Genomic DNA, 20473 nt, shown 5'->3' with positions numbered 1-20473 from the left:
ACCCTAGTTACCACTAGCAGGAATTTTTCTATTATTCTCTCAAGTTTAGACCATGAAATGGCAAACCGACCCAGCAGTGCTGAGTTGTGGGAAGCTGAACTAACGGAAAAGTTCAAATTAATTCTTTGCAGACTGAGACTGCACCTGAGTTAAGCAATTTCTCAATTTTTCAGCTAACACTTGTACATGGGGTTCATTAAGTATGTCAAGGTGAGATCCGGGAATGTAATGGATATCTAATCCTTCAACTACTAGGTCGCCCCAACCGAATTGAGGATCGTATTCTATGCCTATAGCTTCGTCCCGATTTTTATCCTCTGTCCGCAAAAGAATAGCTCGACCAAGGTAAGGTGAAAAAATATAGTCCCTAAGGGCTTGAGTGTTAGTATCTATAACCTTTAAATGCTTGTCAGTTTCAGGTACATGAAGTACATCTTCCAAGTAACGGTTATATGTATTTTGCAGTTCTTGCTTACGCCAATAACTCCATCTCACAACCTTTTGCCAAAGGTAGTTAGGCCCTTGTTGAACAATATTATTTAAATGCAAAAAAACTCGCTTGAGAAATGGCGCCTGCCAGCTATAACCTATACGACAACTATCAAGCATAACTAAAATGCCAATTTGTTCGCCTTGCTCTTGGAGTTGCCGAGCCATCTCAAAGGCAACTGTACCCCCAAAGGAATAACCTCCGAGAAAATAAGGACCATGAGGTTGAAGGGTCTGAATTTCTTGAATGTAGTGCGTTGCCATATCTTCAATGCGGGTATGGAGAGGGTATTTCTCATCTAGTCCCCGTGGTTGTAATCCGTAAAACGGTTGTTCTGTCCCCAGATGCAATGCCAATTCACGAAAACATAAGACTTCTCCACCCAGTCCATGAATACAGAAAAAAGGTGGCTTGGAGCCGTTGGGTTGAATTTCTACTAGGGATGACCAACTAGATTTTGATTGGTCTAAGGTATTTACTAAAGCCGATTTTTTTGTTAAATCTTCTTCTTGGCAGATTATTTTGGCTAGAGCCTCTACAGTCCCTGACTGGAAAAGAATGGCAAGTGGCAGGTCTTTACTAAATGTCTTTTCAATTTGCCAAAACAGTTTTACTGCTAAGATAGAATGTCCTCCTAGCTCGAAGAAGTTATCCCTAACACCAATCGGCTGGACACCTAAAATTTGTTCCCAAATTTGGGTTAACTGGTGTTCCACTTGATTGCGAGGAGCAACAAAGCTGGCTTCTGGTTCTTGTCTCGATAAGTCTGGTGCTGGTAGGGCACGCCGGTCTACCTTGCCATTGGGGGTTAAGGGCATGGTATCCAGCATGACAAAAGCCGAAGGTAGCATATACTGTGGCAATTTTGTCGAGAGGAAGCGCCGGATATCAGTAATCGCAATTGCTGAATCTTGATTGGGTATAATGTAAGCTACCAAACGTTGATTGCCAGGGACATCTTCACGGGCAAGGACTACAGTCTGGAGTATATCTGGATGTTGGGCTAAAACTGTTTCAATTTCCCCTGGTTCAATGCGTATCCCCCGGATCTTGACTTGATGATCTCGGCGACCGAGAATTTCTAGAGAGCCATCTGGACGATAGCATCCGCGATCGCCTGTATAATAAAGCCAATCGTGGCGATCATTCCGAAAAGGGTTTTTGACAAACCGAGAACGGTTTTCTTGTTGGGCATTGATGTAGCCCAAACTGCGGAATGGAGTTCGGATTACAATCTCGCCCGGTTCACCAATACCGCACGGTTGATGATTTGGTGTAAAAACCAGTGCTTGGGTTTGAGGCAGCGGCAATCCAACTGGCTGTACACCAGGGCTACACTCAACAGGTACTCGGTAATAACATTTCGCCAAAGTTGTTTCTGTCGGGCCGTAGAGATTAACTATTTCACCTGATTCGGGAAAAGCATCCCGCCAGCGAAGTACAAGGGTTTCTTTCAGAGGTTCTCCAGCCAAGAACAACCAACGTAAGTTACGTAAAGAGACTCCTGACGGCACATTTGCTAACCATAATTGCGCCAGGGAAGGAACTGTATGAAGTACAGAAATTTGCTCATTTTCCAAATAACGCAGAATTCTAGTCGGTTCTAGGTTCTCCTCTTGTTCCGGTAAACAGAGGGTTGCACCGCTAGTTAAAGGTAAGAAAATATCTCTAAGAACGACATCAAAAGAAAGACCAGTTAATTGGGCAACGCGGTCTTGCTGATTAATTTCAAAGGTCTGTCGCTGCCAGTTCAGAAAATGCGCCAACCCTTTATGACACCCCAACACCCCTTTTGGTACACCAGTAGTGCCGGAAGTAAAGAAAATATAAGCTGTATCATCGGCAGCGATTTCAGGTAGATTTACTGCTTCAATGCTCTTTTGAGAATTTATGGCTTCTCCTGTGTCTGGGTTGACACAGATGCTAGTTAAAGACTCCCCTATCTTTTCGTCTTCTCGACGCTGACCATCAATATATAATATGTATTTAGCTTTAGCTTCCTGTAGCATCAGCCGCTGGCGTTGGCTAGGAAGTTTTGGATCGAGGGTGAGTAGCACACCACCACTCAAGAGTACGCCAAGCATACTGGCAATTAGCCCAAAGCTGCGTGTCCCAAACACGGCTACGACATCTCCCCGCTCTACTCCGTGAGATAACATAACCTGTGCTAAGGTTTGAGCTATTTTGCCCAATTCCCCATAATTCCAAGTGCGAAATCCTTGACGAAGTGATGAATGTTCTGGGGTACGATTTACCCAAGAGGTAAACATTGTTGTCGTCAACTCATACTGTGGTTCTGACAAAACCGCCCTTGGTTCTGGCAGCAAAGGTCTTGCTTCTGGTGTCACCAGGGAATATAAACTAATCTGTCTCTCTGGAGCAGCAACAATTTGATTCAGCAAGTGATGGAATTGATGAAGCATTTCCATCATCCGTTCTGAAGTAAACAGATCGGTGTTGTAAACTAAATCAAGTTGGATTCCTTGGTTTTGTTCTGTAACGTAAAGGGTTAAGTCGAACTTAGAAGCTGTTTCTAGGATCGAGACTGGTTCTATACCCACTCCAGGTAGTTCCAGTTGGATGTCCCTTAAGTTGAGCATATTAAACCACACTTGAAATAGTGGGTTGCGACTGGTATCTCGCTCTGGTTGCAGTTCTTCTACGAGTTTCTCGAAGGGCATATCTTGATGGGCATAAGCAGCTAATGCCATCTGGCGGACTCGATTTAGCACTGAACGAAAACTGGGGTTCTCGGCAAAATCAGTCCGTAAAACAACGGTGTTAATAAAAAATCCAATTAACTCTTCAATCTCAGAACGGTTACGTCCGGCAATGGGAGAACCGATAAGAATGTCTTCTTGGCCAGTATAGCGGTGCAGTATTGTCCCAAAGGCTGCCAGCAATGTCATGAATAGAGTCACACCCTCCTGATGCGAGAGTTCTGTAAGTGATGCACTCAAAGTCTGTGGTAGCATCAGAGATTGGGCTGCTCCTTGGTAAGTTTGCACTGGTGGCCGTGGTCGGTCGGTAGGCAATTCCAGTACAGTATTAGCACCTGCTAATTGGGTTTTCCAATAGTTAATTTGGCTGGAAAGTACATCACCTGATAGCCATTGGTGCAGCCACACAGCAAAATCCGCATACTGAATGGACAATTTTGCCAAGGGGGAAGGCTTACTGTTTAAAAAAGCTTCATAAAGCGCTATTAACTGCTGCCAGAGAATACCAATTGACCAGCCATCTGAGGCGATGTGGTGCATCATTAACAAGAGTATATGCTCCTGTTCGTCTACTTGCAGCAAAGTAGCTCGCAACATCAAGTCAGATTCTAAGTTGAAGGGGCATTGCACCTCTTGATTGAGGAAAAACTCTACTTGATCTTTTGTTACCTTAATGATTTTAAGTTCCACTGGCCGAGGCATGCCAATTACTTGTATGGGGCTACCATCAAGTGATGTCATAAAGTTGGTTCGTAATGCCTCATGATGGATAACGATCGCATCTAGTGACTGTTGCAATATACCCATGTTTAACTTACCCGTTAAGCGCTGTGCATTGGAGACAATATACGCTCGGCTGTTGGGTTCCAACTGCTCCAAAAACCAGACTCGCTGCTGGGCAAAGGATAAAGGGGCTGATTCCCGATTCGCTATTTGGGGAATAGTCTGATTTGGGGGATCATTTTCTGGAGTTTGGTTTTGGGCAATCGCTTGAGCTAAAGTAGCGATCGTGGGATTCTCAAATAATAGTTGCAACGGTATTTCTATTTGAAAAGCTTGGCGAACTCTAGACATCACTTGAGTGGCCAGCAGTGAATGACCTCCCAATTCAAAAAAATTGTCGTGGATGCCTACTTGTTCCAGACGCAAAACTTTCGTCCAAATGCCAGCCAAGACTTCTTCTGTCGAATTCTGAGGTGGAACAAAGTTAGTTGACAGCCTAATATCACATGTATCTGGTGCAGGTAAGGCGCGGCGGTCTATTTTCCCATTGGGATTTAATGGTAGAGTGTCCAAAAATACAAAGAAACCAGGCACCATGTATTCAGGCAACCGAGTTTCCAAAAAGCGACGCAATTCAGCCTGACTAGGAATTTGCTCTGGACTGGCAACAATATATGCCACGAGTCGCTTGTCCCCAGGAACATCCTCTCTGGCTATGACTAAAGTCTGTTTCAGTGCCGGATGTTGAGCTAATATGGCTTCAATTTCTCCTAATTCAATTCGGAAGCCACGTATTTTAACTTGGTGGTCAATCCGACCAAGGAACTCGATATTACCATCGCTCAAATAACGTGCCAAGTCCCCAGTTTTGTAAAGGCGTGCCCCAGGTTCAGAGCTAAAAGGGTTGAAAATAAACTTCTCTGTGGTCAATTCTGGACGGTTAAGATAGCCTCGCGCTAGACCAATACCGCCAATGTGCAGTTCACCTGATTCACCAACAGGCACTGGCTGCAAATTTTCATCGAGGATGTGAATCTCTGCATTGGTAATCGGACGACCAATGGGTGCAGTAGCATAATTAGTGCCCCGTTGGCAACTCCAGAAAGTGGTATCAATGGAAGCTTCTGTCGGCCCATAACAATTATGTAAAACATTATCCAAATTCAGTTGCGCAAAGAAGCGTTCTATAAGTTCGCCAGGTAAAGCTTCACCACCGCAGGTAATGTGTCTGATAAATCGGCAATTCTCAATTCCCTTCTCTTCCAATAAGACACGCAGTATGGAAGGTACTAAAGCCAGAACTGTTATTTGCTTCTCAGTAATCACCTTCACAAGGTAGGCAGTGTCTTGATGTCCACCAGGGCGAGCCATAAACAATTGACCTCCAAAGCACAATGGCCAGAATATCTGCCACACTGAGGGGTCGAAGCTAAAAGAAATAGTTAGTAAAACTTTGTCTGCGTGAGTTAATCCAAAAGTTGTTTGCTTCCAGTGGAGTTGATTGCAGATACCACGGTGAGGGATCATTACACCCTTGGGCTGTCCTGTAGAGCCAGATGTGTAGATTACGTAGATGAGGTTATCAGGCGTAGTTTCATTTACAGGATTTCCTTGACTGTTTTGGATATTCCCTTGCCAGTTTGAGTCCAGACAAACCACTTGTGCCTCATGTGGTGGTAAGTTCTTGACCAATTTTTCTTGGGTTAACAATACTGGTGTCTGGGTGTCTTCCAGGATGAAGGCTAAACGTTCTGAGGGATATGCCGGATCTAAAGGCACATAAGCGCCTCCAGCTTTGAGAATGCCTAGTAGTCCTACAATCATCTCTAAGGAGCGCTCTAGGCATATACCTACAAGTACTTCTGGCCCAACGCCTAAAGTACGTAGGTGGTGTGCTAGTTGATTCGCCCGTTGGTTTAACTGCTGATAAGTAAGTTCTGTATTTTCATATACTACTGCAATGGCTTGGGGCGATCGCTCTACTTGCATCTCAAATATTTGATGAATGCACAGATCCTGATGATCAACTACTTGGGTATCATTCAATTCCTGTAAAACTTGAGTGCCGATGATGTGAGTTAAGGTATTTAAGGTAATATTTTGTTTATATTCTGATGTTTGACTATTTATCTGCATTTTCTATATTAAGTTCAGTGGGCATAAAATAATTAAAGTTTTATGAGGACATAAATAATTAAAGGTTTATGACTAAAAGAGATGTGAGCAAATATAGCCCCCAATCTATAGAAAATAAGCATAATACTATTAATTCTCACATAACCAATATATAGCAATTTTCAATGATACACACTCTAGGAGCACACAGATATGTTGTGCACCCCTACTAATTGTTTGGACTCCAAGGAATTGCAAACAGCTATAACACTTACCAAACTCAAAAATTGCTTGCGCTTTAGTTTTTAACTATTACCAGTGCCTTCATTTCAGCATTGAGCAGGGGTTGATGATAATTTTTTTGGAGATCTGGCACAGGTTTTCCATCTACAATAACTTTGTAGATTTTTGCATGGCAGTTGCGCGGTAAATTATCAATAATTCTTGTTTTAAATGCAGCAGGACTATAAGTTCTAGCAAAGCCTTCATATGCACCCCATCCAGCAAAGCTTGCAGTATTGTCAAAAATTGTGATTGCTTTGTCAAGATTGGACTTCTGAATCCGTTTATTATTCCAGATTTCTGCATATTCGTTAGTTAAAAATAGGGGCGCAATGACAAGTTTCCTGCCCACTTTCAATAAACGTACTGCTTCTTTAATAAACTTAATATCCAAATCATCTTGAAAATGCTCAAAAGAGTGATGGCAGCTAATTCCATCTAAAGATTCATCTGGAAGAGGGATCGCATCAATAGAGCCACCAATGTACTTAATTCCATCTGTGACTTTTCCGTCCAATAAAGAGTCTTGACAGTAAGCAGTCAATTTGAAGTCCGAAACTGCCATTAAAGCCTTTATATATTCAGCTTTTTCACCACCAGCAGCATCTAGTATTTTATCACCTTCTTTCAAATCTAACAGAGTCATTGTCGTCAGGTATTCAAGTGGCTTGGAATGGATGTAATCAAGCTGATTATATTTACTCAGTACATCTGAATTTACAAAATCCCTATAATCTTTTTCAGAAAAAGATAAATTGTTTATTTCTGTCTGTGCTTTTCCTATTTCCGAATCATTTGTGGCTCGTAAAATTTTATTAACTTTTAAATTGTTGAGACGCAAATTTGTCAGCAAACGCCACTTTTTACTGTTTAAAAACCTGCCCAATCGATTTATTATATCTAATTTGCTAGTCACCATACTTTCACCCCATGTTTTATTGATTGAAATGAAACTCTTAATTACAATTGAATGCAAAAGATCAAATTTCTGTTTTAGCTAATAAACACAAACACTTACACGCAATTATAAAGGTACATTATCCTATCTCAGTAAAATCTACTGAACGAAAAATATTTTTTACAAAATCTTTATTTTGTCTCTAATTATATAAAATTAATGTAAAGTCGTAATATTATTTTTTTTGAATAATTTAGGTGAACTTCATGAAACCTAACTAGGTAGGTTTCAGGTTTCATTTGTGTAACATCAGCCTTCTAGTCCAAACTACAATCTCGTCGTTAAGGTTACTGCCCTTTTGAGACTTCATTTAGAAATGTCCATGAAACTGACTCAAGTTTAACCACAAATAGGCAATTATGTAAACTTTTGTTACACATATCAAATTTTTAATGCATTTTGTTATAAATTATGTGTATATTTTATGAGTTCAGTAATTATGCGTAAAAAAACATATACACTTAAGATAAATTAAGATAAGCTTATAAGCGAAAGCTGAATTAGTCTACATTAATATGCTAGAGTAATTTCTGAGGGCATATCAATGATTCTATACCTCTAATAAGCAAAACTCTCCAAGATATCTGCGATATCTATCATAGTTAATTCAGCTCATGTATTAGTCACCTCAAAAATTATAATATTATTTTTATTTTGCTTACTTGCTTGATTATAAATATCAGGAGTTTTGTTTAACTACTAATCTAAATTCACCAACAAATCCTTTTTTTTGCAATTAAGTTTTCCAGACTAAAATGTGATTGATTATAGGCTGCAATGAAAACTAGGTATTTCGGTAGTAACGGCACTCAAACCGACGTTGGAGGATGCTTTTGATAAAAAACTTAAAGTTACTTCAAAGAAAATGGTTGAGAGTAGACTAGAAAGTCCAGGTTTGTTTGTAAATAAAAATATGAGATATCCAAATTGTCTTGTATATTAAGCCCCTATAAATCAAATTTTACCTACACCAAGTGTTCCTAACTAGTTCCTAACTATGAGTAATCAAAGCATTACAACAAATAATAAATTCAGTGAAGTGCCTTTGGATTTACGTGCATCGACATTTGTCACGGTACGTAAGGGTTCATGGTGGTTGAGATTAACAACATTATTCTTAGTAGACTGTACTCTTTTATTTCTAGCTTGGGTTTTAGCAGAATATCAATCTACTTCTGGAAATTTTACTTGGTATATACCGAGTCATTATTTACCGATTTTAACAGCTATTGGGATTCAAATAGGATCGCTGGCTGTCGAAGGTATTTATCGAGAAGGTCAAAAACGCTATGACTATTTCAATATTATCAAATCGCTAACTTTTGCTCATGGATTAATCCTTTTAGTTAGTTTTTTGTATAAACCAGTTGTTGATATCACACGTCCAAGATTAATATTATTACCTTGGTTGCTAAGTATCTTTTTTGTTTGTACTGGTAGATACGCTGTAAATATTACTCTTGAATATCTACGCAAGCAGAAAAAAATAGTCCGTTCTTCTGTTTTCATTATTTGTGACCCTCAAGATCACGATCAGATTGCGAGTTTTATAAAAAAAGAAAAGCATTACATTGTATCTGGAACTGCGAATGCTAATTCACTAGACAGATATAAGCGTCAGCAAACTTTAACTCAGCTTAATCAACTAGGAGTGACAGAAGTTTTTATATCTTGGGATGCGCTAAAAAATAGAATGTTTTTGTGCTGGTTATTTCAAGCATCTGGGATACAAGTACATATTTTACCGATGGAATTAAAACCAATTTATAAAAACGTACAATTCAATAAAATAGGGGGAATGCCTTGTCTGAGTTTGGATTGTCCGATAATTACAGGTAAAGATTTTTGGATAAAGCGTAGTTGTGATTTTTGCTTTGCGACTTTATTTGTAATGTTATCATTTCCCATTTATATAGCTATAGCTATAGCTATAAAACTTGACTCTCCAGGCACAGTATTCTACAAACAAACGCGTATAGGTTTACATGGTAAACAATTTAAAGTATGGAAATTCAGAACGATGAGGTCTGATGCGGAAAAATTACAGAAAGAATTAGAAGCTTTAAATGAAACGAAAGATGGAATCATCTTTAAAATTAAAGATGATCCTCGTATTACCCGTGTTGGAAAATTTCTCCGTCGTTACAGTTTAGACGAATTACCTCAACTTTTTAACGTTATCCTTGGAGAAATGAGTATAGTAGGACCTCGCCCTTTACCTACCAGAGATGTTGAAAAGTTTTCTGAACATCATTTTATTCGACATGAAATTTTACCTGGTATTACAGGTCTTTGGCAAGTCTCAGGTCGCTCAGATATTTTAGATTTTGAACAAGTGATTCATCTCGATATTAGCTACATCGAAAATTGGTCGCTTGGGTTAGACTTTGAAATCCTCCTTAAAACAGTTATGGTGGTTTTGAAAAAAGACGGTGCTTACTAACAGAAACAATTCATAGCAGTACAGCTATGATTAGAGAATTACTTTACGTATTAATCAATAAATTTATTCCAATGTTCAGTTTAATTTCTAGCGGATTAAATTTAGATTTTTCTATCTTACTGAGTAATTAATTACTTGTTTTGTTTGAGGGCGCTCTAGAAAAATCTATATCTATAAAGATATATCCGAAAAAAATCATGGTGACTCAAAATGAAAGAATTAAGCTGAATTAAGAATTATAAGAATGGTAGAAAAGTACAAGTTCATAAGTAATTCGTTCTCAATGATACTCAATCGGTTAACACAAAGTATTACAGCCTTTGTATTAACCGCTTCCATTGCTCGTACTCTAGGAGCTGAAGCTTTAGGGCAGTATCTACTAGCATATAGCTACTATTTTATCTTTGTGGGCATTGCTTCACAAGGGCTAAAAACATTGTTTACTAGAGAACTAGCTCGTGAGCCACAAAAAACACCTGTCTATTTAATAAGTGGTACTTGCCTACAGTTAATATTTAGTTTTTTCAGTTATGCGGCATTGGTGATTGTAGTATTTTTACTTCCCTATAGTTCCAAAACCTCGATTGTTTGTTACATAATGGGCTTAACAATCATTCCCTTTGCGCTTTCTAATATCACAGAGGCAATTTTTCAAGCTAAAGAAAAGATGCATCTGATTGCGATCGCTACAGTGCCAGTCTATATTTTACGCCTAATAATAATGATTTGGGCAATGCAATTAAAATATGGAATTGAATATTTGGGGGTGATTTTAGTTGTTTCAGAAACACTAATTTTGGTAATTGAATGGATTTTTATCGCCCGATTAGTAAAAATAGAATGGCAGATTGATAAGATTTTTGTCTTTAATACAATCAAAAGTGCGCGTACATTTTTTGCTATTGAAGCAATAGCTGTAGTTAGTGGCAGAATTCAAATATTGATACTTTCATTGTTAGGCAATGAGTTTTTAGTAGGTTTATTTGGCGGAATATCACAATTATTGCAACCCTTTATGATTATTGCTAATAGTATAGGTTTAGCAATATTTCCAAGACTTTCAAAGGCAGTAGAGCAAGGACGGGAGAAGCAGAGGCAGATAGCTGAAAATATTATCGAAATCCTACTAATCATAGCATTGCCCTTATATCTTGGAATCTTATTGTTTGGCAAAGATTTACTAGTTTTTCTCTATAATGCTAGCTTTGCTGAAGCAAATATAGCCCTTATTATAAGCGCTGCATCACTCGTTTTTTTGCCCTTTACACGCTCACTGACTTATTTACTTGTAGCCAATGGTTTTGAGATAGTGAACCTACGTGAAGTAGTTATTACCACTACATTAGGGAGCTTGGGAGGCGTGCTATTAGTTTCACACTATCAGTTAGTAGGTGCAGCTTTAATGGCATTATTAATGACTATTTCTGGTTTTGGCCAGTATATTTATTTCACCTATACTCGCCTATTTTCACTAAATTTATGGCGAATTATGCGCCGACCGTTAATAATAACTATTTTGATGCTACCTATATTAATTTTATTACAAAAACTTGGCTTAGACTTTATATTAACTCTAATTATTGCAACTTGTGCCTATGCTTTATTTGGGATTTATTTAGGTATTCGTGCCTTTGGAGGGTTTCGTTTTTTATGGTTCAAATTGTTAAAATAGCAGTAATTAGTTTCCGATAAATTTTTATCATTAACTCAGAAAAACTGGTGAAAAAAATAATTTAAGTGCGGGTAGAATTTTAATTATGATTAAAGTTGCTTTATTACATTTTTGCTTTGAAGATTACACTATTGAATTAGCAAACAGTCTGGTTAAATATGTTGATTTAACGCTAATTCATCCGGAAAAAGTCTCAGATGTCTGTAGCAATGTTCTTGATCCCAGTATCCGCGTGATTAGCTTTAAAAAACCACGGATTCGCGACCCGCGCAACCTATTGTCTATGTACGCAATGATGCGTATTATCAAAGACATACAGCCGGATGTTTTGCATGTGCAAGAAACTAACGATCCTTGGTATGATTGGACTTTGTTACTCAACAAAATGCCGCCACTGGTGACAACCATCCACGACATATTCCGTCACCCAGGAGATAGCATGGCTGTATTCGGTTCAGAGTATACCAGGCGTATTGCCTTCTATCGTTCCCAACAATTGATTGTCCATACTCATCAATTAAAAAAGATTTTAACTGAACAATTTCGTATACCTCAAGAGCGAGTCAATGTTTTACCACATGGGGAACTTGGTAGTTTGTATCAGCGTCGTCTGAGTAATCACAATAGTCAGACTCGTGAGCCAAATACATTGCTATTTTTTGGACGCATCTGGCCCTACAAAGGATTGAAATATTTACTTCAGGCTATGCCATTAATTGCTGAACGTATACCTGAAGTCAAGCTGATTATCGCTGGACGGGGAGAAAATATAAAACAATATTTCCCTAATGGTTATGATGAAAAACGCTATGAAATTATCAATGACTTTATCCCCCTTGAAGAAGTAAGTAATCTATTTCAACGCAGTACGGTAACAGTTTTGCCATATATAGAAGCCTCTCAAAGTGGTGTAGCAGCCTTATCTTATGGAATGGGAACACTAGTTGTAGCCTCTGAAGTCGGGGGATTAAGTGAGATAATTCAGCATAAAAAAGATGGGTTATTAGTTCCACCTTGTGATGTCCAATCTTTAGCTGATGCCATTATTTATTTGTTAAGCGATCGCGACTTGCAACAACGTATGCAAACTGCGGCATTAGCTCGTTGTCAGGAAGATTTAAATTGGTCAAATATTGCCGCTCAGACAGCTCAAATTTATTATAAAGAAATGAATATGCAAAAGAAATATTAGTTAATTTATTATGAGGAAAATCCTAATTTTTGCTGAACAGGTATTCACAATTTTGAGCTTGCTGATGTATTCAGGGGCAATTTTTGTTGTTGTACTGTCAGGAGGGGCAGGACAGACTGATTTAGTAGAATATGATAGCTCTGTGATTCGGATTATTTATTCTTTTATCTACGCAGTTACCTTAGTACTACTAGTTTTGCGTTGGAAAAAAACTCTTTATTTCCTTAGTAAAGACTTTTGGCTTTATTCTTTAATTTTATTGTCAGCTTTTTCTATTATTTGGTCTTTTGAACCATCAACAACATTAAAAAATAGTTTTGCCCTCATTAATTCCAGTTTATTTGGATTATATTTTGCTTCGCGATATAGCTTAAAACAGCAGTTACATTTACTTGCTTGGAACTTTGCAATTATTATAATACTTAGTTGCGTTTTTGCTATAGCCTTGCCTCAATACGGGATACAGCATGATTTGGGCAGCTCGAAGTGGCGTGGAGTATTCACACACAAAAACGGTCTGGGAGCAAGAATGGTAACGAGTAGTATGACTTTTTTGATCCTTGGTTATCAACATCGAAGACATAATTGGCTTTTTTGGGGTGGGTTTTGCTTGTCAATACTACTTTTACTGCTTGCGTCTTCAGGTTCATCTCTAATTAATCTATTAATTCTAATATTGGCATTTTTTGCTTTTCAAATTTGGCGCTGGTCATACCAGTTCATGGTACCAACCTTAATAATGATAGCTACTATCAGCCAAGGTTTATATTTTTGGTTGTCTAATGATGCTGATATCCTATTCAGTGCAATTGGGAAAGATGCGACACTGACTGGTCGAACACAGTTGTGGCCATTAGTAATTGATATGATTTGGAAACATCCTTGGCTTGGTTATGGTTATGGTGGATTCTGGCAAGGATGGAATGGCGAATCTGCTTATATTTGGCTTGCAGCTGGATGGACGCCAAGCCACCCCCACAATGGCTATCTGGCTCTTTGCCTAGATCTGGGTCTTTTAGGGTTAGGAGTATTCTTTTTAGGATTTTGGCGCAGTTATCTGCAAGGATTTGCTTGGGTGCGTAGTAGTAAAACAGCATTTGATATTTGGCCACTTATACACATGACATTTATACTCTTATCTAGCCTCACTGAGTCTAACTTAGTGGAATCAAATAGTTTGACTTGGATACTCTATGTGGCGGCATCTTTCTCAGTCAGAATGTAAAAATCAGATGATTAATCAATATAACTGTAACCAGCTAGTAACAGCAAAACTGATAGCTATTATGATGTAGACATGCATATTTATTGTTCAACCCAGTTTCGTCAAGTATGAATATAGGTTCCATAAATAAGGTATATTTTAGACTTGACAAGTGAGTGTTTTACTAAAGTAACGTTTCACATTTCCCCTGCCTATCACCCATAAATTCAGGGTTTCGACCCTTGTTCCGAGTGAGTGAATAATTACTTACTAAACTAATTAAAAATTGAAATTATTATGGCATCACCGAAGAAAGTACTAATTATCGTTGAAAATCTCCCAGTTCCCTTTGATAGACGGGTATGGATGGAAGCAACTACTTTGCAAAAAGCTGGGTATGAAGTTAGTGTAATTTCACCTACAGGTAATGGCTTTGAAAAAGATTACGAAATTATTGAGCAGATTCACATTTACCGTCATCCTCTACCACCGGAAGAAAGTTCTGTCATTGGCTATCTCCGAGAGTACAGTTGGGCGATTAACTGGCAATTCCGTCTAGCTCAAAGGGTATGGCGAGAGCGTGGTTTTGATGTCATACATATTTGTAATCCGCCCGATTTACTTTTCTTGGTAGCAGCATGGTTTAAATTATTTCATGGTATATCTATTATCTTCGATCATCATGACCTCAGTCCGGAAATGTATGAAGCTAAGTATCGGCGGCGCGATATTTTTTATCATGGATTACGCTGGGCTGAACGCTTGACCTATGCCACAGCAGACATGGTAATTTCAACGAACGAGTCACACCGAGAGGTAGCTCTTAACCGTGGGCACAAGAAACCAGAGAAAGTATTTGTAGTTCGTAGTGCGCCGGATCTTTCGCGCTTTCGCCGAATGCCTCCAAACCCTAATTACCGTAGAGGTAGAAACTACTTAATAGGTTACATGGGTGTCATGGGAGAACCAGAGGGTATTGATTATCTCCTAAGAATGGTATATTACATTGTCCACAAAAAAAATCGCTCTGATATTCACTTTATGCTAATTGGTAGTGGACCTATGGCAGAAAAGCTCAAAAACTTATCTAAAGAGTTAGAAGTGAATGAGTTTGTAGAATTTACAGGGTTTAAGCAAGGTGAAGAACTCTTAGAGCGGCTTTCCAGCTGCGACGTGTGTGTAGAGCCTTCTCCAACATCTGCTTATAACGAAAACTGCACCATGAATAAAATCCTTGAATATATGGCAATGGGAAAAGCAATTGTCCAGTTTGATTTGCGAGAGGGAAGACGTTCTGCACAAGAAGCATCTCTTTATGCCAAGCCTAACGATGAGGTAGAATTTGCCGAGAAAATTTTGGAACTTTTAGATTTTCCTGAACGTAGAGAAAAGCTCGGAGCCGAGGGGCGACGCAGAATGGAGGAGATTCTGGAATGGCAATATCAAGCTCCAAAACTGTTAGATGCTTACGATAAAGTTTGGCAAAGTAGGTAACTACTTTAACTTTCAGAATTACTATACTAAGTAACTGGATTGAGTAATGGGTAGATGTTTATGGTCAAAAATTACAAACTAACTAAAGGTCGAGTTTGTTTACTTAATTTTGAAATTTTTGCTTTGGCTAAGATAGTTGATCTGACAAGGAATATAGCTGTATAATATCCAAGTAAAAAATCAAGCCTTTGATAATCCAGAGATAAATTTGAATATTAATGGTTGATTGCTAATGCAACAAACTTTTAATTGAACGTCCTGTTACTAAAGGGTTGATTTATGGGACGGCAGTTATAGTTAGGACGTAATTAACTTACCTAAAATCCCAAAATTAACAAATTCTTTGCTGAATAAAGGTACACAGACCATCGTTACACATTTGCACCAAATGGGGACTAAATTTTTAACTTAAATACGTCTATACTACAAGACAGTTCAGTTAAGTATTTCTTGCTTCTTTGTCTTTGCGTCTTTGGCGGTAGCCTGCGGCAAGCCGTTCCGCATCTACGTTAAAAAAATGATTTTGATAAAGAGTTAAGCTTTAACTTAATCGTATTGGTCTATACTATATTTTATATTGTAAAATTATACATAATCAGTATTGTCAATTGCACTGGTTTGTGGCTGTTCTAAGTCAATTTTTAGTTTCTTGTTTAAGACCTGTACTTTGGAAGATTTATGTCAGAAAAATCTATGGAATCTAGAGAATCTATTGATTTAGACCTTAATCGTTACTTGTTGATATTGAAACGGTGGTGGCTACCGGCTTTCAGTATATTTGTGGCGACAGTTATTCTGAGTGCTATATCTACACAATTTCTGAAGCCAGACTATGAAGCAGAAGGAAAACTGTTATTCAGAGTTCCGAGTTTTAAAGTAGCAGGCAATAATCTTTCCCCTGGTACCTCTGAAGGAGGAGACTCAGGAGATTTGAAACCATTGGTAGCAACTCAAAATCCCATAAGCAGTCAGATAGAAGTTATTTCTTCCCCAGCTTTATTGCAACGGATAATAGACAAACTACAACTAAAAGACAACGAAGGTGAACCTCTGGAGGTGAAAGAACTACAAAAACTCCTGAACCTAAAAATTGTTGGTGGGACAGATGTATTGCGTATTACTTATAGAAGTCACGATCCTGAAGAAGCAGCGGCAGTAGTCAACACAATTATGAGGTTTTATTTAGAAAATGATATTCTGACAAATCGCTCTGAGGCAGGAGCAACTCGTCAGTTTATGGCCAAGCAACTTCCTACAACTCAAGCTGCTGTTAATAATGCAGAAGTAGCGCTACGTATATTTAAACAAAAGCATCAGATTGCAGATTTATTAGAGGAGACAAAGTCAGCTGTTGCGACTATTGGAAATCTAGACAATGAGATGAATACTGTCAAGGCTCAACTGGATGAGGTAAATGCCCAAACCAATGAACTGCGGCAGAAAGTAGAGCTAAATTCTCAGGAAGCGATCGCTGTGAGTGCCCTCAGTCAGTCACCAGCAGTACAGGGAATTCTTACACAACTCCAAGAGACTGATCGGCAGTTAGCGGTTGAGCGCAGCCGTTTTCTAGATGACAACCCTATAATTATTAACCTAGAAGCAAAAAAAGCTAATTTAAAATCTCTCTTGCAACAGCAAGTTGGTCAGACTATTGGCAATCAAACACAAGTTCCCCAGAGTCTATTGCAGATTGGAGAACTCAGACAAAGCCTGATACAAAACTTTTTGCAATCAGAAATACAACGTTTTGGCTTAACTCAAAGACTCTCCTCTCTATATAATTCTCGTGTCAAGTACGAACAGCGGGTGAAACTTATACCCCAGCTGGCACAAAATCAGCGAGAGTTGGAACGGAAAGTTGAAGTTGCAGAATCAACCTATCAAACTCTATTGAAAAAGGTTCAAGAATTACAGTTAGTTGAAAATACAAATACACCTAGTTCCCGGATTATTGCTCAGGCTTTAGTGCCCGAAGATCCTACATTAACCAAAACAATAATTGTTTTGGTGCTAGGAGTCATGTCCGGTTTATTTTTTGCCACCACAACTGTACTCTTTCTGGCGATGAGAGATAGATCTCTAAAAACACTTAAAGAAATTAGAGATGTATTTGGATATACTTTGCTAGGAATTGTTCCTTTGTCTGTTAAAAAGCTTCGTTCCCGTTATTCAAATGCAGAATCAATATCTCAAACAATTGCCGTCAGGGATACTCCCCACTCTTTAACGAGCGAAATGTACCGGATGATTCAAGCAAATCTGAAATACTTAAGTTCAGATAATTTGCTCAAAACCATTGTGATCACTAGCGCAGTTCCTAAAGAAGGCAAGTCTACAGTTTCAGCTAATTTGGCAGCAGCGATCGCTCAACTAGGACGTCAAGTTTTACTAATCGATGCAGATATGCGAGTTCCTTCTCAGCATCATCTCTGGCAACTAACCAATGAAGTTGGTTTGAGTGAGGTTCTTGTAGGTCAGGCTGAATTTGACATTGCCGTATCTAAGGTAATGGACAACCTTGATGTTTTAACTGCTGGAGTTAGACCTCCCAACCCACTTGCTTTGCTAGACTCAAAACGGATGGCATCACTCATTGAGAATTTCTCATCTCAGTATAAATATGACTTTGTAATTATTGATGCCCCTCCACTACTTTTGGCAGCCGATGCTTTGACTTTAAGCCAAATGACTGATGGTATTTTGTTAGTAGCTAGACCCGGAGTAATCGATTCTAACAGTGCTAATGCTGCTCAAGAGATATTAGAGAGATCCAATTACAACGTTCTAGGTTTAGTAGTCAATGGAGTCATTGATAAAAATGAATCTAGTAGTTATAAATATCATTCTCACGAATATTTTAAACCAAGAGAGTTGACAAAAGAGCTTAAGGGACTGGCAAAGAAATAAAGCTTCCAAAAAATTATTTTAGGAGCTAGATCAAGTTCGGATAAATATTTATTAATAAATACTGACGCAAAGACGCAAGAAGTTTTAAATAATAAGTAATTAACCGGACTTATAATTATATAGCGCTCCTATATCTGATAAGGTATATCTTCATCAGTATAGGAAACGCTATATTAGGAGCTATAGATAATTTTTAGGATGGTAGTCCGATTTCTTTAGGTATTGCCATTCCCGTTTAATTGGGTTCATTAGGGTTTTTGCTAGCCTCGGAAGTAATATGTGTAACTCAGTTTGCTCCATGCACAAAACCTTATTCATCCAAATATCTCCAGTAGCCGCACATAATTTCAGCATCTCTATTCTTCTTGTTTATGCGGTCGTGCTATTGGGTCTTGTTTTCCCTTGTGGCTCTTCCCGATCCGTCTCCAATTGGGTTGTAGACAAAAAGTCTGTATAAACAAGAACCTTATCATACAACCCAATGCCATACTTTTAACTACTACCGCTTTTCGTATGCTCCTCTATCGGGTGCAAAACCGGACACACGAGGATTGCCTAGAAAATCGGTTGTCAAACTACTCCACTTTAAACCACTATTAATTGCCGGACTTGTTGATTTCAATCTAAAGTCACGAGCCGAGGCATTAACAAACTGTGGATCTGCAATCATGTCGTGAGATCCTGTAATCTTGATCGTCGAATTATTGGAATAAACATTGTAGTCATAACTGACGTTGACATTTTTCATATTGCTATTCACAGCATTACCAGGAGAAGCATACATGATGTTATTGAAAATTCTGACATCAGACGAATAACCAGCATAAATTTCACCCTTTGCCTTTTTTTTAACTTCTGGACTTTGCTGATTCAAATATGCCGTGTTGTTGATAATATCGATATGCTGACTATCATGGGCATGAATACCTGAACCGCCATTCTTGTAGGTGATATTGTTGGCAACTAAAATCCGTCCTCTATATCCTTTTGAAACATCAACAATAATGCCATTACCGTCTGATATCTTTCCGACTTCAATCCAAGGAATATACATTCGATTATTGTAACTCCTGTTATTGGTCACAAATATCTTGTATCCTCGGTTGTTGTCAGAACTCCAATTATCAAGCATGGAAATGCCACTGGAACCATGAACTGTGTACCAAGCGTTATTGAAAACAGTGTTATTATCCACTTTCACATAATCAGTTTGGATTGCTGAGATACCTGCTCCTCCACAATCATGTACTTTGTTATTCAGAATATTTATGTGATGAGGATGACTTTTGTCTTCTCCTATGCTTATACAATTTCCGTCAGTAAGCTCTGGATTTAATAGTTTCTTCTTCTTCTTTCTTGACAGATATGACGCATACGCATCATCATAGTTCATCTTAGCATTGTTCCCTATGACCTCCAGCCCGTTAATCTCGATATATGAAGCTCCATTTGAAATCGAGATACCATTCCATGTATTATGCTGAATTTCTGGAAAATCCCCAGGATATGCTTTATATTTAATCCATGCATTTGCAGTTCCAGAACGTTTAATACTTAGTACAGCCCCATTTTTGGGCCCATTCTTGTATTGCCCGTTCATAATAAGTACCGTGTCGCCAGGATTAGTAAGGTTTGCTGCCCTTTGAAGTGTCCTAAAAGCGGATGAGGTAGAGAGTCCGCTATTTCTGTCGTTTCCGTTACCACTAACATAGTATGTTGTTGCAGTTGAAATACGACTGATCAGCTTGCGACTAGGTAATGGTATTTCCTGAACAGTGGATGACTGCGGAACATCTTTAAATAAAGACTCTGTTATTCTCTGTCCTTGAACCAGACCTGTTAATGCCCAAGGAAGTACAAGAGATGCGCTCAAACTGAGAAAACCGAAACCATGAATCATCATAGGGAAAAAATAGGGTATGTTGCAAAAACTCAATCGTTAACGGTCAGTAACTCTAGCCTTAGTTAATAACCCAGCATTTGATACGGTCGTATCACTGCCACTTGTAAGTTTATACACGGTTTTATAGGTTTAAACCTGCGCATTTTCGCGTAAATATGGCTGAACCACCTTTTGAGCTTGTGTTCCAAAAAATCGCAAACATCTGATAAAATCACTGAATAAAAAATATCAGTATCCAGAGTTACCCTATTCATGAACACCAAGCAACCGTACAAATGGCGTCATTTCCAATTCGACATCATTCTACTGTGTATACGCGGTATCTGTAGTTAAAATAGTATATCTGTCATCAATTAGTTAATTTACTTAA

General features: G+C 38.5%; 9 protein-coding genes. 6 read left to right on the top strand and 3 right to left on the bottom strand.

The window, feature by feature from the left end:
• Window positions 1-117: 117 nt before the first annotated feature.
• Window positions 118-6069 carry a non-ribosomal peptide synthetase gene (locus HWQ40_RS30010; protein ID WP_292785379.1) on the bottom strand — a complete coding sequence of 1984 codons (5952 nt, stop codon included), beginning with the start codon at window positions 6067-6069 and terminating at the stop codon, window positions 118-120.
• Between the two features lie 277 nt (window positions 6070-6346).
• Window positions 6347-7249 carry a methyltransferase domain-containing protein gene (locus HWQ40_RS30005; protein WP_292785377.1) on the bottom strand — a complete coding sequence of 301 codons (903 nt, stop codon included), beginning with the start codon at window positions 7247-7249 and terminating at the stop codon, window positions 6347-6349.
• Window positions 7250-8285: 1036 nt separating this feature from the next.
• On the opposite strand from HWQ40_RS30005, the gene HWQ40_RS30000 reads away from it, so the two are divergent.
• The 6 genes from HWQ40_RS30000 (at window position 8286) to HWQ40_RS29975 (ending at window position 18200) form a co-directional block, all read left to right on the top strand.
• Window positions 8286-9731, top strand: a complete 1446-nt coding sequence (locus HWQ40_RS30000) for a sugar transferase (protein ID WP_292785375.1) — start codon at window positions 8286-8288, stop codon at window positions 9729-9731.
• Between the two features lie 244 nt (window positions 9732-9975).
• Window positions 9976-11403, top strand: a complete 1428-nt coding sequence (locus tag HWQ40_RS29995) for an oligosaccharide flippase family protein (RefSeq protein ID WP_292785373.1) — start codon at window positions 9976-9978, stop codon at window positions 11401-11403.
• Between the two features lie 85 nt (window positions 11404-11488).
• Window positions 11489-12595, top strand: coding sequence for a glycosyltransferase family 4 protein (locus tag HWQ40_RS29990; protein WP_292785371.1), 1107 nt, complete (start codon window positions 11489-11491; stop codon window positions 12593-12595).
• 10 nt (window positions 12596-12605) lie between these two features.
• On the top strand, window positions 12606-13820 hold the full coding sequence (locus HWQ40_RS29985) for an O-antigen ligase family protein (RefSeq protein WP_292785369.1): 1215 nt from the start codon (window positions 12606-12608) through the stop codon (window positions 13818-13820).
• 276 nt (window positions 13821-14096) lie between these two features.
• On the top strand, window positions 14097-15293 hold the full coding sequence (locus tag HWQ40_RS29980; protein ID WP_292785367.1) for a glycosyltransferase family 4 protein: 1197 nt from the start codon (window positions 14097-14099) through the stop codon (window positions 15291-15293).
• 678 nt (window positions 15294-15971) lie between these two features.
• The gene (locus HWQ40_RS29975) at window positions 15972-18200 is read left to right on the top strand and encodes a polysaccharide biosynthesis tyrosine autokinase (protein ID WP_292785365.1); all 2229 of its coding nucleotides are present in this window, start codon (window positions 15972-15974) and stop codon (window positions 18198-18200) included.
• Between the two features lie 499 nt (window positions 18201-18699).
• On the opposite strand, the gene HWQ40_RS29970 is transcribed toward HWQ40_RS29975, so the two are convergent.
• Window positions 18700-20103: a choice-of-anchor Q domain-containing protein gene (locus tag HWQ40_RS29970; RefSeq protein WP_292785363.1), complete on the bottom strand. Its 1404-nt coding sequence runs from the start codon at window positions 20101-20103 to the stop codon at window positions 18700-18702.
• Window positions 20104-20473: the final 370 nt, after the last annotated feature.

This window comes from Nostoc sp. NMS9 (genome assembly GCF_017114995.1).
GTDB lineage: Bacteria > Cyanobacteriota > Cyanobacteriia > Cyanobacteriales > Nostocaceae > Nostoc.
The sequence above is the reverse complement of the archived record's forward strand: the minus strand, read 5'-3'. Positions and strand labels throughout refer to the sequence as shown.

Coding starts and splice junctions, on each gene's coding strand:
- HWQ40_RS30010 (WP_292785379.1), bottom strand. CDS start 6,069: ATGCAGATAAATAGTCAAACATCAGAATATAAACAAAATATTACCTTA.
- HWQ40_RS30005 (WP_292785377.1), bottom strand. CDS start 7,249: ATGGTGACTAGCAAATTAGATATAATAAATCGATTGGGCAGGTTTTTA.
- HWQ40_RS30000 (WP_292785375.1), top strand. CDS start 8,286: ATGAGTAATCAAAGCATTACAACAAATAATAAATTCAGTGAAGTGCCT.
- HWQ40_RS29995 (WP_292785373.1), top strand. CDS start 9,976: ATGGTAGAAAAGTACAAGTTCATAAGTAATTCGTTCTCAATGATACTC.
- HWQ40_RS29990 (WP_292785371.1), top strand. CDS start 11,489: ATGATTAAAGTTGCTTTATTACATTTTTGCTTTGAAGATTACACTATT.
- HWQ40_RS29985 (WP_292785369.1), top strand. CDS start 12,606: ATGAGGAAAATCCTAATTTTTGCTGAACAGGTATTCACAATTTTGAGC.
- HWQ40_RS29980 (WP_292785367.1), top strand. CDS start 14,097: ATGGCATCACCGAAGAAAGTACTAATTATCGTTGAAAATCTCCCAGTT.
- HWQ40_RS29975 (WP_292785365.1), top strand. CDS start 15,972: ATGTCAGAAAAATCTATGGAATCTAGAGAATCTATTGATTTAGACCTT.
- HWQ40_RS29970 (WP_292785363.1), bottom strand. CDS start 20,103: ATGATGATTCATGGTTTCGGTTTTCTCAGTTTGAGCGCATCTCTTGTA.